Source organism: Parapedobacter sp. 2B3 (genome assembly GCF_041925275.1).
GTDB classification, from domain to species: Bacteria; Bacteroidota; Bacteroidia; order Sphingobacteriales; family Sphingobacteriaceae; genus Parapedobacter; species Parapedobacter pyrenivorans_A.
Window position 1 is genome coordinate 154,754 of sequence record NZ_JBHEUZ010000002.1, and the last position, 13,356, is coordinate 168,109.

General features: G+C 51.0%; 10 protein-coding genes. 3 read left to right on the plus strand and 7 right to left on the minus strand.

The window, feature by feature from the left end; all coding sequences use genetic code 11:
- Nucleotides 1-10 precede the first annotated feature (10 nt).
- From ACEVG1_RS03075 to ACEVG1_RS03095, 5 genes are all read right to left on the minus strand, one after another.
- Nucleotides 11-1,393, minus strand: coding sequence for a DoxX family protein (locus ACEVG1_RS03075; protein WP_374742089.1), 1,383 nt, complete (start codon nucleotides 1,391-1,393; stop codon nucleotides 11-13).
- Nucleotides 1,394-1,421: 28 nt separating this feature from the next.
- The gene (locus tag ACEVG1_RS03080; RefSeq protein ID WP_374742090.1) at nucleotides 1,422-2,306 is read right to left on the minus strand and encodes a cyanophycinase; all 885 of its coding nucleotides are present in this window, start codon (nucleotides 2,304-2,306) and stop codon (nucleotides 1,422-1,424) included.
- A gap of 17 nt (nucleotides 2,307-2,323) precedes the next feature.
- Nucleotides 2,324-3,676 carry a RagB/SusD family nutrient uptake outer membrane protein gene (locus ACEVG1_RS03085; protein ID WP_374742091.1) on the minus strand — a complete coding sequence of 451 codons (1,353 nt, stop codon included), beginning with the start codon at nucleotides 3,674-3,676 and terminating at the stop codon, nucleotides 2,324-2,326.
- A gap of 16 nt (nucleotides 3,677-3,692) precedes the next feature.
- A complete protein-coding gene (locus ACEVG1_RS03090) occupies nucleotides 3,693-6,752 on the minus strand; it encodes a SusC/RagA family TonB-linked outer membrane protein (RefSeq protein WP_374742092.1) in 3,060 nt (1,019 codons plus the stop codon).
- A gap of 394 nt (nucleotides 6,753-7,146) precedes the next feature.
- Nucleotides 7,147-8,388 (minus strand): DUF1684 domain-containing protein, encoded by a 1,242-nt coding sequence (locus tag ACEVG1_RS03095; protein ID WP_374742093.1) that lies wholly within the window; start codon nucleotides 8,386-8,388, stop codon nucleotides 7,147-7,149.
- Between the two features lie 242 nt (nucleotides 8,389-8,630).
- On the opposite strand from ACEVG1_RS03095, the gene ACEVG1_RS03100 reads away from it, so the two are divergent.
- A complete protein-coding gene (locus ACEVG1_RS03100; protein WP_374742094.1) occupies nucleotides 8,631-9,284 on the plus strand; it encodes a DUF6266 family protein in 654 nt (217 codons plus the stop codon).
- On the opposite strand, the gene ACEVG1_RS03105 is transcribed toward ACEVG1_RS03100, so the two are convergent.
- Nucleotides 9,281-9,757 carry a methylated-DNA--[protein]-cysteine S-methyltransferase gene (locus tag ACEVG1_RS03105; RefSeq protein WP_374742095.1) on the minus strand — a complete coding sequence of 159 codons (477 nt, stop codon included), beginning with the start codon at nucleotides 9,755-9,757 and terminating at the stop codon, nucleotides 9,281-9,283. The two genes, ACEVG1_RS03100 and ACEVG1_RS03105, sit on opposite strands and share 4 nt — an antisense overlap.
- A 28-nt stretch (nucleotides 9,758-9,785) precedes the next feature.
- Nucleotides 9,786-10,667 (minus strand): lipoyl synthase, encoded by an 882-nt coding sequence (gene lipA / locus ACEVG1_RS03110; RefSeq protein ID WP_374742096.1) that lies wholly within the window; start codon nucleotides 10,665-10,667, stop codon nucleotides 9,786-9,788.
- Nucleotides 10,668-10,870: 203 nt separating this feature from the next.
- Between lipA and ACEVG1_RS03115 the strand changes: the two genes are divergently transcribed.
- Together ACEVG1_RS03115 and ACEVG1_RS03120 are read left to right on the plus strand one after the other, a co-directional pair.
- A complete protein-coding gene (locus tag ACEVG1_RS03115; protein WP_374742097.1) occupies nucleotides 10,871-12,433 on the plus strand; it encodes a serine hydrolase in 1,563 nt (520 codons plus the stop codon).
- 5 nt (nucleotides 12,434-12,438) lie between these two features.
- The gene (locus ACEVG1_RS03120) at nucleotides 12,439-13,296 is read left to right on the plus strand and encodes a polysaccharide lyase (protein ID WP_374742098.1); all 858 of its coding nucleotides are present in this window, start codon (nucleotides 12,439-12,441) and stop codon (nucleotides 13,294-13,296) included.
- Nucleotides 13,297-13,356: the final 60 nt, after the last annotated feature.

A 13,356-nucleotide genomic window follows, 5' to 3' on the forward strand; every position in this document is an offset into this window, starting at 1 on the left:
TGCTAATTTTCTACAATACTAAACCTCCGCGGCGCCCAGATTTGCGGACTTCCTCTAGAAGATACTTTTTGTCCAGGCGACCCAACAACACTGAAAGAGAGTCTCCACTCGAAGTCACGCCCGACAATATGATTGTATCCACGTCAGGTCGTTCGTAGCGGACGTCAAACCGATCATCCGGATAATGCGGATTTTTGTTCTGCAGGTGGAGTACCTGATTATCGCCGTCAATTGTATAGTGGTAATAGTGCCTACCTTGTGTGCCATCGAGCTCAAACAGGCGATCCGCGTCGTGCGAGTGGATGGTTTCGATACCCCCGAGCCAAGGGATAACGGGTGCCGCTGTTTTGACGCTCAGCGTAGACCAAGTCTCGAATACCACATCCTTCCAACGCACAGAATCATCTTTAGCATAGGGTCGTGCTTGCCCATTCCAGACAAACTCCTGTACGTTGTAAATGCCCGAGGCATCGGGTAGCCCGTTTGCTTGAGGATAATGATAAGGTCTTTCGCCGTACGCGCGATAAGTTTGAATCCCAAATACGCCAATGAAAAGGAACACAAAAAAAGCCTTCAGCCCGATGCGTAGGTTCCGTTGCCAGGCATGCGCGAAATTAGGGCGGTAGGTATCGGGCTGTCCCGGCCTGTTCAGCGAAAATACGTTGATGATGCGTTGGGCGTCATACAAAAGCAGGAAACCCGCGATATGTAGCAAATAGAGCGCATAAATTGTTTCGTTTCCTTCGTACGCTAGGTTGGACAAAACCACGTTACCATAGAAAATCACAATCAGGAACGCCCCAAGCGCCGTAGTGCGACGCCACAACAACAGCAACCCACCCAATAGCTCCAGGCTGCCCAGGAACGTTTCGAAGGTTGGTGCTACGCCCAATGAAAGCACAAATATTTTCCAGGCCGCAAGATCACCGTAATCGGTATTCAAATTGCTGATCGAGGGATAAGGAGCCTGTAGCGGGAATACTTTAATGAGGCCGTAGGCAATCACGCCTAGCGCTAGCCGGTAACGGAGAATCACCCGGAGCGCATAATACAAATCGTCGTAACTGAAACGTAGTGGTTTCCGCTTTTCCCACCAATGCCACAACGCGGCTATCACCACGGAAAGCAAGGCAATGATGGCCCAGTCGCCCAGCGTATTGAGCCCCCAGAAATCGGGCGTGGTTTCCTGTCCAAGTAACTGCGGGGTATACCGGCTGATGTTGAAAAAATCATTAAGACCGAGCTGCAGCCAATTGATGGAGAGTAGGTTGGCGAAATACTTCCAATCCAAAGGTACCGATTGGAGGATGAAATAGATAAATACAAAGCGAAAAATTGCCTTTTCATAGGACCGCCATGCCTGCCCGTTGTTTCTGTTGAATAAAGTTGCCATGATCTTCTTTTAAGTGATATCGGGTATGTTATCGCTCTTCCGCAGGTGGTGGTTCGCGCCGGCTTCGCCGCTCCTGGATGGTTTCGCGCTTATTTAGGTCGTATTTCTGGCCATGGCTCAAGAATAGGAAAGGATGTCCACCATTGACGATGGTTTTGTGATTATATATCGCAACGTATGAATTGCCAATCACCTCCAGCGTATCGCGTTGTACCCATACAGCTGTTGCCTCGTCTAGCCCGATCCCGATCAGTTTGGGCGTGCTTCTCACTACATCAATGAGGTCGAATTGACGATTCCTTTTCAGAAGATGTTGGTCTATCACCGAGTTTTTCAAGAAGGCCAATCCCTGTGTGTGATCGCCGAGCAATACATCGGATCCACTGGTGTCTCCGCGCCAAAGCAGCGACCCCTGGATGCTGGCTCCCGCAGAGCTGCCTGCCAAGACACCACCGCGATCCAACACTTCCAAAAAGGCTTGATGGGCCAAGGTGTTGAGGTAGTAATCTGCGATACGCCATTGCCTACCGCCGATAAAGTAGATGCCGGTAGCCTGGCGAATTGGTTCGACAAATGCCTCGGTATTGGCCTCTTGAATCGAGGTAGTATGCAATAAGCGAATGCGCGACACCCCAGTTATTTCCTTGATAGTTGTAACATGCCGCTCGTCCCAAGCCGATGAATCCCCTGCAGCCGCAGTTATGACGACGATGTTCGCGTGGGCTTTCCCACCGGCCAACTCAACGAATTTTTCCCAAATGGATGCCGTTGTCCCCACACTACCCCCAATGATGAGGAGAGAACCTCGTGTCGGACCGTGACGGGTGTCCCCGGAACTCGTTTTGATAGGTGATTGTGCCGTTGCCAAGCTTGCTGACAGCGCCAAGCAGCTAATTAATACTATTTTTTTCATTATTTATAGTGTTTACTTTATTCGAATCCCGGATTTTGCTCCAATGCGGGATCCTTTTCGACCGAGCTTGCCGGTATTGGGAATACCCATTGGTAAGATTCTTTCAATAGCGCGTTATATTCCCCAAGTACTTCGCCTGCACGGCCGGTGCGGACGAGATCGCTGAATCGATGGCCTTCGAAGGCAAGTTCTAACCGCCGCTCGTGCTCAATTGCCGCCAATACGTCCTCAGCGGCAGACGTTGCGGTCAATTCTAGCACGCTGGTCACCTCCGCGCGGGCTTGTACCGCCCGGATATCTTCGATTGCCGCGGCGATATCGGCGTTGGTTTTACGCGCGCGTGCTTCCGCGCGTATGAGGTACTGTTCGGCAAGCCGCAATACGAACAGCGATCCGGTTCCGTCCTTTTTGTTATAAAGTTGAATAGCGAATAAACCTGGTTCCTGCGAGGATTCGCGAAGCACCTGTTGGCGTGTGCCGCCCCGTTCCGAGTCGCGCAATGCAGCGATCAGCGATGCTTCGGGCACATACGTCTGATTGCCGCCATCATCGCGAGAGAGGTAGCTCCGCCAATAGGTGTTGGCATCTGCGGCCGTAAATACGATTTCGAAGATAGACTCGTTGCTGAGCTTCGTCGTATAGAACGCCGTATAAGGCTTAACCAACGCCAGGCCACTTGTCGCAATAGTTTTGGACGCGTATTCTTCGGCTTGATCCCATTGTTCCGTGTAGAGAAACAGGCGCGCTTTAAGGGCGTAAACAGCATAGACGGTAGCCCTGCTTCGGTCGGTGGTGTTGGTAATCAGCCTCTCCGCTTCGTTGAGGTCTGCCAATACCTGTTCATACGTGGCTGGCAGTGAACTCCGTTTTAGGCCTTTGTGGGTATCGATACGTTCGGTAGGTTTTGTAATGAGCTGCACGCCGCCATAAAAGCGCGCTAGGTCAAAGTAGGTCAGAGCACGCAAGAAGTACGCCTCACCGATAATTTGGTTACGTTCGGCCGAGGTGAATTGGTTATCGACCACGCCAGGCACACGATGGATGATGAAGTTGGCTCGGTTGATGGTTACGTAAAGCGCCGAAAATGGTGCTCCGCCGTTGTCTTCCACATTCCGGTCCGGCACGATAATGGTTGGATTGGCATAGGTAATCACGTTATCGCCAGCCAGGTTGAAAGCGGTCACAGTAGTTGGATAACTACTCTGTAAGTTGTTGTAGATGCCATACAATGCCGCCAGCGAGGTACGTTTATCGGAGATTACCCCTTGGTCAGATACTTGCGTCTCAGGCTCTAGGTCGAGTAGTCCGGAGCACGAGGAGAAAAGGACAAGGGGAATGAACGAGAATAGGATTCTTTTATACTGTTTCATGGTTGTTTTGAAGTGATTATAGATTTGCATTTATACCAAATAGAAAACTGACGGGTTGGGGTACCGTGTTAAAATCCATGCCTAAGACGAAATCCCGATTCGTTTGCGAGTTGGCTTCCGGGTCAGGGCCGGAATACTTTGTCAGCGTGATGAGGTTTGCCGCGGTGAATGTTGCCTTCGCACCCGCGAAGCCGACGGATCGCACCCATTGTGAAGGAAGTGAATATCCTAGGGTTATATCTTTCACCCTTAAGAACGAAGCATCTTCCAAAAATCGGCTACTGTAGCTGTTGGCACTCGCGGGTTCATAATTACGACTTCCATCCGGATTCGTCGCCGATGAAAGCCTGGGTAAAACGTTGGTATCTCCCGGTTTCTTCCAGTAATTGAGCTGACTTTTTTGCATGGCGCGTTCGGTTGACCGCACACCACCCGACTCCAAGAAATACTTGGTATAGTTATAGAGTCTATTACCCCAGCGGTAGGTAATGTTCACGTTCAAGTCGAAGCGCTTGTAGGAAAGTGAGTTTCGCAGCCCTCCTTCGAAATCTGGCCAAACGCTTCCCAGCAATTGCCGATCCGCTTGCGTGATTTGGCCATCGCCGTCCACGTCCTCGTAAATAACATTGCCGGTCTGAGGATCCACACCCAACTGCTTGTGTACCCAGATCGACGAAATCGGGTGTCCCTCTTCCAGTCGGAACTGCCGATAGCCCCCTGTGATGGGTTGTAGCAATTTTTCAACCTTGTTGGTATTACGCGAAATGGTGTAGGTGGTGCGCCATGACAAGTCTTTGTTATTGAGATTCTCTGAGTTGACGATCAATTCGACACCTTGGTTGCTGATTTCTCCTGCATTATAGGTAATAGCAGAAAATCCAGTGATATCCTGCACAGGAAAACTGTTTAGCAACAAATCTTTCGTGTATTTATCATAGTAGCTGATCTCAAAATCCAAGCGTTGTTTAAACAAAATACCGGACAACCCGACGTTCCATTGCGCCGTGGTTTCCCACCGTAAGTCGGCATTGGCCATTTGCGATGGTGCAATCCCGGCTAAGTCTCCATAGTTTTGGTTGCCTTCCCATAGGCCAAGCGATTGGAAGTCGCCAACCGACGCATTTCCCGTCAAGCCCCAACTCGCTTTCAGGCGGAGTTCATTGATAATATCTGATTTCGGGAAGAATGGTTCATTGCTAATTCGCCAGTTTACTCCTGCCGCGGGGAAATAGCCCCAACGATGGTCTTTGCCTATACGGGAGGAGCCATCCGCCCGGAAAGTACCGTCAATGACATAACGTTCTTTATACGAAAAATTCACCCCGCCGAAATAAGAAAGCAATGCGTTGGACGAGGCTGTTGTGGTGCCGTTTCGAACGCCTGCCGAGGCGATGGTCCGGTGTTGGTCGCTCGGGAACTGGCTTCCGGTAATGACCTGTCCTGCTTTGTCCGTATACTGGTAACTGGTACCCAGAAATACCGCTAGGTCGTTGCTTGCAAAAGACTTGTTGTAATTCAACAACTGGTCTGCCGTGAAAGTAGCCCGCTCTGTATTGCGGTACTCCGCAGCACCTGCGGGTAAACCGGTACGTAATTTGGTGTTGAAGTAGGTGTCTTCCTTATAGATATTGTAATCTACACTCCAGCTGGACTTGAAAGTCAAGGACGGGAACACCTTCAACTCGCCAAACACGTTATTGACGGTCCGCAAGCTGTTGGATCTGGTGTCCGTATTTTCCAGCATCGCCAAGACGTTGTCAAACGTGAAATGGGTAGTGTATTGTCCGTCACTGTCAATGATGGGAAAAAACGTCGGCGTGTGCAATGCGGCTTGGAAAAGGCCAGTGCCACCGTCGCCCACGCGGATAAGCTTCCGGGGTGTGGCGGATAGGTTGTTGCTCGTTCCAATTTTAAATCGGTCATTGATTTTGTAATCAAGGTTCACTCGAAACGTGTAGCGAGAAAAGTCTTGTGCTTTCACCGTGGATGGCTGATCCAGGTATTCGCCACCGATGTAGAAATTGGAACTGGCCCCTCCACCTGCGATCGACAGATTGTAGCGTTGTGATATGGCAGTACGCCAGATGCTCCCCAATCGGTCGTATGTTTGCTGTTCCTCGGGCAAACCCCATGCTGGAAACGCCGCCGTCGCTTCTTCCACTGGCCGGAACGGCCGATTCTCATAGAGGCCGCCGCTGTTAACAAACGCTTCGTTGACGATTGTTGCGTGCTCTTCGCCCGTGACGAGTTCCCATAGGTTGCGTGTGGTGGATGTACCTGTTTGCAAGCCGAAGTTTACACGTGGCCTGGCCTGTGCTCGCCCCCGGTTGGTTTTAATCAGAATGACGCCGTTCGCACCACGAGAGCCATAGATTGCAGTAGCATTCGCATCCTTGAGCACTGTTATTGATTCTATATCCGTTGGGCTGATATCTGACAAGGGATTGACTAGTTGTCCACCGAGATTCGTCCCCTGAAGGTTGTCGCTGTTGATGATGACATCGTCCACTATGTAGAGGGGATCACTGCCACCTGTTATCGAATTTGTGCCCCGGAGACGTACCAACACCGACGTGCCCGGAGTACCTGAATCATTCGTTATCAATAAGCCGGGTACCTGTCCCTGCAGCTTCTCAACGATGCTGGTGTAAGGTGCTTGGGATAAGTCTTCCCCTTTCACCACTTGAATGGCACTGGTCAAAGCGCTTCGCTTGGTCTTGGTGTATCCCACAACCTCAATCTCATCGATTGCACTGTGATTGCGTTCCAGTTCGATGATAATTGGGCTACCTGTAGCAACAACGGTCTTTGTCTTATAACCGATATAGGATACAATCGACGTGTATGGAAATCTTTGTCCTGTCACGAATTGAAACTTCCCATGGTCATCGGTTTTGGTACTATGTGTCACTCCTTCAATCTGTATGGTGGCTTCAGCTAATGGCTCTTTCGTTATTGCATCGACCACAACCCCATCTAACGTGGAATTTATCAAAGGGGTGGTCTGCTGCGCGCTGGCAATCGCCTGCGACAGCAACAACACGAAGAGGCAAATTTTATGTCTAATTCTGGTCATTTCAATTTTTTAATTACGATTATTTGTAATGTCTTATAAATCAATCTATAGCCCTTTACGGGTAGACACTAAACGGCCATAGGGTTTCCGTAACCGCTTATCACTTGCGTCAATACGCAACGTGTCTATTAACCGTAAGTCAGTAGGTGGTAGGGGTAGGTAACATTACATGCACATGTACATGTGATAGCGGCGAGGCATATTGGCAAGGATAAATGTAGGGGGGTTCGAATTTGTAGTGACTCCGTAATACATGATGTTAACTTTTAAAAAAAAATACGATTTCATTGTGGATGCAATCATTCATTAATTGCAACCGCACAAAAGTATACTAAGTTAGTAGACTTTAAAACCCCTAAATCATGCGTGCTTTAGGTATAAATGCTGCCTGAAATTACTGCCGCCGGAGCCGTGTCTTCAAATAAAGACTTGTTTCATCGTTGATAAGGTAGTAAGTCTCTTGCTGCTGCTCGGCCTGCCGGTCGGTGAAAAGGATACCATAGAGGTGGTCCGTCTCATGCTGGAAAATCACCGCCGTGAAGCCTTCGATCATTTCCTCATGCGCTACGCCCTCCCTATCCTGGTAGGTGAGTCGGATGGTATAATTGCGCAGTACCTGTCCCATGGTGTCGGGGATGGAGAGGCAGCCCTCCAGCCCTTTGCGTAGCAGTTTAGAGCGCCACGTGATTTTGGGGTTGAGATACAATTCCATCGGTTCACCCGGTTTGTCGAAGCGCTGTACCCAAATGAGGTTGCGGTTTATGCCTACTTGGGGCGCGGCAATACCCACACCGGGGTGCAGCGAATCCGTTACGGACAGGTACATACGCTTGGCCAAGAGCGGGAGCAATGGTTCGTTGGGACTTATATCCACCGAAGGCTTTCTCAATACCGCTTCTTCTGCGGCTACCGTATCCTGGATGACACGCATCAGTCGCGCCGTATCGCCCGATAGGACCAGCTCGCGTTCTGCCGTGGTAAGCGGTTTTGGTGCGATCAGCGGTTGGGGGCGCTCCCGGACCGGGCCGGTGTAGTTCTTTTCGCCCGCCTTTACGGCAATCGGCAGAAAATTTTCCGCCGGCGGTATCGGGCACCGGTAACCGCTGCTGTATGCGCAGTAGGGATTGTAAGCCGTATTGAAATCGATGGTGATGCTGCCGTTGCGGATGTCGTTTAAAGACAGGTCAATATAGCGACCTCCGCCATAGGTTTCCCCACCATTGGTCTCGTCCGTGAATGGCAGGAACAGGTGGTCGCGGTATAAAGGGTTGGCAAATAGATCCGGGCTCCGATATAATGTCAGTTCTTCTTCATGGCCTTGCAATTGAAACCGCACTTTGGCATAGCGGACATAGCTTTTGCTGGTACCGTCGGACGTGGGCATGCGGAAGGGTTGCTCTCGAAGGAGGATTTCAACATGGCCGTGAGCCACATATGTACTGTCGGGATCGTAATGGTGGATATGCTGTATATCTTCAACTGTCAACGGAGCACCAGGATCGTTCGCCAACCGTTCCAGTTTCAGTTGCCGGAGCTTACGCGCGCTGTCTATACTATATTGCCCAATTACCAACTGTGCAATGCAGGACAACATTGCGGTGACCGGGACCAGTTTGGCAATAAACGAATGGATCATTCCGCAAATATAATTGGTTTAGTGTGCACCAAATGACATTTCATCATCGAACTTTCTATCCTAGCCGAAATTTGTCCGTTATTAACTCAATATTTATAGTGTTTAAACAAAGGTATAATAGTGCTATCACATAGGGTTAACAAAGGTATAACTCTATCAAAGCTGTATTAATACATTATTTTTAGTTTTTTTATTCTATCTTTGAATAGTATAACATTAGGAAAAACTAAGAAGCAGATATTATGGCCATAGGGCACCAAGGTATCAATGGCCCCTTTAGGGGAAAGGTAGGGACGGTTGTGGGGTACAACCTCAACGGACAGCAAGTGATGCGTTCCGTAGGTCGTCGCATCAAGCCTTTTACGCCATTGGAGCTTTTAAACCAAGCAAAGATGAAAGCGGTGTCTAAATTTCTCTCGCCGATCCAGAACATCGTCAAATTCGGTTATCAGCAGGAGGCACCTTCCGGAAGCCGGGTAGGGGCATTTCAATTGGCACAATCGTACGTCAGAAAAAATGCGATCGATCTGGATGAGGAAGATGCGCCATTCGTCAATCCGGCGAAAGTACTGATTTCGCGAGGTACGCTGCCACCCCCACTGAACGGCACGGCGACATATGAAGATAACCGGTTGACCATCCACTGGGAGCAATCTGGAAATGCGTGGGGCGAGGACAGGCTCGTGGTACTGCTTTACGACGGCTACCTATTCCGCTATTTTAGGGAAAGCGGTGCTGAGCGTCAAGAAGGAACGGAAATCTTGGTGATAGACGCCCTGCGTCGTATAGAACAACCGGTGCATGTGTACGCAGCATTCCGGAATGCCTTTTCCGGCAGGATTTCGGATAGTGTATACTGCGGTGCCCTCATGCCCGGAGAAACGGGAGGTCGTTAAAATAAAGTCTGTTGTTTATAGGGATTTTCATGGTCTAGCAACCATTTTTTGCGCCACAGCCCCCCTGCATACCCGGTGAGCGATCCATCGCTTCCGATGACACGGTGGCACGGCACCACAATCCAGAAGGGGTTCTGCCCGTTGGCGGCGGCCACGGCACGGATAGCCTTCACATCACCGAGACGCCGGGAGAGTTCCAGGTAGGAAATCGTTTTCCCGTAGGGGATGTTGAGGAGTTCCTGCCATACGCTTTTTTGGAAGTCTGTACCTTTCGGGTTCAGCCGAAGTTGGAAGGTCTGTCGGGTTCCGGCGAAATATGCTTCAAGCTGTTTAACGGCATCGACTAACGAAGCGGGAATATGCTGGGATGGTTTGACGGCATCCTCCTTCGATACAGAAACCGCGACAATCCCGTCTTCATCACCTTTGATTGCGGTCATCCCAAGCGGGGTCTGCATAAATACTTCTTCCATGCTCGATAAGGCGTTCGGAGGGCAGCGTTCACTGCATATCAAACAAATGCTTCTCGGCGTGGTAAGACGACCGCACCAAGGGGCCGCTTTCCACATACTTGAAGCCCATGCGCAACCCTACTTCTTGGTAGTACTTGAATTGATCGGGCGTAATCCATTCTACCACGGGGTGGTGTGTTTTGGTGGGCTGCAGGTATTGCCCGAGGGTGAGTATATGTACGCCGGCTTCGTACAAATCGGTCATCGCCTCGATTACATCGGCCTCGGTCTCGCCGAAGCCAAGCATGATGCCCGATTTCGTGCGCAATCCGGCAGCGGAGATACGGCGCAGGCACTCGAGGCTACGATCGTATTTCGCTTGTATGCGCACTTCGCGCGTAAGCCGTCGCACGGTTTCCAGGTTATGCGAAACGACTTCCGGCCTTACGGCCAACACACGCTCGAGGTTTTCCCAATTCCCCTTGAAGTCGGGGATGAGCGTTTCCAATGTTGTATCGGGGCTTTCGCGGCGGATGGCATTCACCGTTTCTGCCCATACCGTGGAACCACCGTCTTTGAGGTCATCACGGTCTACCGAGGTGATAACACAATGCTTCACTTCCATCAGCTTCACCGAGCTGGCCACCCGGTTGGGTTCATCCCAATCAACCGCCAACGGCCGCCCGGTCGCTACGGCACAGAACGAGCAGGAGCGCGTACAGATATTTCCCAGGATCATGAATGTGGCCGTTCCGGCCCCCCAACACTCGCCCATGTTCGGGCAATTGCCGCTCTCGCAGATGGTATGCAGCTTGTGCTCGTCTACCAAACTGCGCACGTGCCGGTACTCTTTACCTACCGGTAGCTTCACACGCAACCAATCGGGCTTGCGCTGCAATTGGTTCGCCGGGATCACGGGAAGTTCAATCATAGGTACAAAGTTAGGGATTAATCTTGGAACTTGACAAAGGGCTTTTGTTAGGCTTGTATCATATCTTCTTGCCGAACGATAATTACCCATAAAAGCAGCAATATATACCCTCCTCCCCTAAGTATGGGCACCTACTTTTGCTTTACTAACTGGCGGGAAGCAAGGTGGCCAATCCACTTTGCCATACGTATAAATCTGTGGTTATGAGAAGAACAATCGGTATCTATGCGATTTTGGCGTGTCTTGGTTGGGGTTGCCACCCCGATCGTACCGCTGTGCCTTTTGATAGCGAACGTGTAAACGATCTGGCGACTTATATGGCCAGTCTCCACCGTCAACTGCCAATCCCTGCTTTATACGTAGTGGCCATAAAAGGCGATTCCGTTTACTACCAAGCCCACGGCGAAAAATCGGTGAGATCGACCACCGACACCGTTCTTGCCGAGTTCACCCCCATTTTTACCGGCGGTGTTTCACAATTGATGGTGGTGACGGCGGTCATGCGGCTTGTAGCGGAAGGGCTGTTAAACACAGATGACCCTGTTATCAATCATTTACCTTACTTCCGGTTGGGTGATAGCGATGTTGCCGGCATCACCATCGAGCACTTGATGAACCAAACAGGTGGAGTGCCACCCCATGCCAACCTTTGGGATTATCCCGACTTCAGTGAGGGGGCGTTGGCAAACACCACCCGCAGTATCCGGCTACAGCCCGCGGAATTTGCGGTGCCGGGAACCCGGGTCAAGCGCTCACCGTACAACTATGATATACTGGCAGACATCATTGCCAAGGTAAGCGGGGTACCTTTTGAAGACTACATGCAGACGAATGTACTGGAGCCGCTCGGAATGGAACACTCGTTTTTCCCTAAGAATAATGGATTTATAGATACCGTACCACGACCACACGTTATCGCCGATTGGCTGACTTACGCGATGGATACCATTGGCCCGTATCCGGCCAACCGCGAGCATTCAGGCAGCATGGGTTTACATGCATCGGCAGCCGACTTGGCGAAGTGGTTATATATGGTAGTACACCATGGAGTGGCAGCAGATGGTACCTCGTTCCTGCCTAAACGATTGGCCGATCGTACCCTCTCGTCCTTTCCGGTTAGCCCGGCAGCCGCGGTCGGCTTTGGATGGGAAATCGCGTCGAACACCGCTGGCCGGGTATACGAACAATTCCACGATATCGGCGGATTCTCCGCGCACATAGCGCTCGTGCCGGAAAAGCAACTGGCCGTTGCCCTCGTGGCCAACATATCGGGTGATTTCGACGTCCGCCCGATATCGTCAACACTGATCCGCTGGCTTTCCCACCGGGATTCGCTGAAAGCAGAACGGCCGCTATTAGCTAAGGCGTTGGGCGAACGGTTTGCTGTTACACGTAACGTGGATAGCGTATTCAGCTACTATGATTCGTTGGTAACAGATTCACCACTTACCTATGATTATTCACTAGAATCACTCAGCCAGCTAGGGATAAACCTGCTTTACCGGGTAGAAGACATCGAGTCGGCAATCGCTTTTTTCGAAGCATGCACAGCGCGATTTCCGCGGGAGGCCGCGGCACAACTGGACTTGGCCGAGGCTTACTTCGCGAACCACCGGATACCGCAATGCCAAGAAGCGCTTGAGCGGGCCCGCGTATTGCTCACCGCAGGCGCGGCGACAAAAGGGGAGGGGATATCGACCCGTATGGCCATGCTTACGGATGCCGTTACCGGTTTATCGACAACAAATTCTAACAATAACCAATAACTAGTATGATGAAAAATCAAGTTGTATTACGTAGCATGGGGCTAGGTTTCCTTATGCTCGGCATGGTGGCCAGTTCCTGTGAGAACAATGTGCCCGTTCCCGACTACCTCGTTGATGAGGATGCAAAGACCGTTGCCCGTGCGGTCTACTCGTCCAGGTCGGTCAATTTCAATAACCGCCCCCACGGGAGTACCTACAGCAGCTCTTGGGCGCAGCAGGATTTTGGCGATGGCTGGGGCTGGAATGCATCGAGGACGTATATTTCCAACCAGACCCTGCGGATAACGCTCGTTGCCAATTCCATTGGCGGCGGCTCGGGGATGACCGCCAACGTATCGCTTCCCCCGGCAGACAGTTACGAAGTTTCGTACCAACTGCGGTTTCACAGTGCGTTTGACTGGAGCCGGGGCGGTAAGCTGGGATTCGGCTTCCTGATTGGGGATGGAAATACCGGATGCGACCGGCCAACGGATGGAAACGGAGGTAGCGCTCGGCTTATGTGGTACCAAAATGATAGCGGGAGGGTATATTTCCGACCGTACGTCTACTACCGTGACCAGCCTTCGCAGTGCGGCGATTCCTTCGGTAAGTCCTATCCGTCGTCCGGTAGCCTCTCAAAAGGCACTTGGTATAACGTGACGATCCGCGTGCGTAGCAATACCGGCTCCAGTGCCAACGGATCCGTACAGTATATCGTCAATGGCACAACCGTATTGAACCAAAGCCTGCGATGGACAACCAATACGTCGAAGCGGCTAATCAATGCCCTCTCCTTCCACTCCTTCAGGGGCGGTAGCCAATCTTACTGGGGTTCGGGCAGCGTTGGCTATATCTATTACGACAATGTGAGCTGGAAGCGATAGGTTGTGGGTGTATTTCATTGCCCACCTGGTAAACCATTTCGCTAAGGGATAGTTAACAAC

Excerpts from the sequence above, each read along its gene's own strand:
- ACEVG1_RS03075 (WP_374742089.1), bottom strand. The coding sequence starts at position 1,393 with ATGGCAACTTTATTCAACAGAAACAACGGGCAGGCATGGCGGTCCTAT.
- ACEVG1_RS03080 (WP_374742090.1), bottom strand. The coding sequence starts at position 2,306 with ATGAAAAAAATAGTATTAATTAGCTGCTTGGCGCTGTCAGCAAGCTTG.
- ACEVG1_RS03085 (WP_374742091.1), bottom strand. The coding sequence starts at position 3,676 with ATGAAACAGTATAAAAGAATCCTATTCTCGTTCATTCCCCTTGTCCTT.
- ACEVG1_RS03090 (WP_374742092.1), bottom strand. The coding sequence starts at position 6,752 with ATGACCAGAATTAGACATAAAATTTGCCTCTTCGTGTTGTTGCTGTCG.
- ACEVG1_RS03095 (WP_374742093.1), bottom strand. The coding sequence starts at position 8,388 with ATGATCCATTCGTTTATTGCCAAACTGGTCCCGGTCACCGCAATGTTG.
- ACEVG1_RS03100 (WP_374742094.1), top strand. The coding sequence starts at position 8,631 with ATGGCCATAGGGCACCAAGGTATCAATGGCCCCTTTAGGGGAAAGGTA.
- ACEVG1_RS03105 (WP_374742095.1), bottom strand. The coding sequence starts at position 9,757 with ATGGAAGAAGTATTTATGCAGACCCCGCTTGGGATGACCGCAATCAAA.
- lipA (WP_374742096.1), bottom strand. The coding sequence starts at position 10,667 with ATGATTGAACTTCCCGTGATCCCGGCGAACCAATTGCAGCGCAAGCCC.
- ACEVG1_RS03115 (WP_374742097.1), top strand. The coding sequence starts at position 10,871 with ATGAGAAGAACAATCGGTATCTATGCGATTTTGGCGTGTCTTGGTTGG.
- ACEVG1_RS03120 (WP_374742098.1), top strand. The coding sequence starts at position 12,439 with ATGATGAAAAATCAAGTTGTATTACGTAGCATGGGGCTAGGTTTCCTT.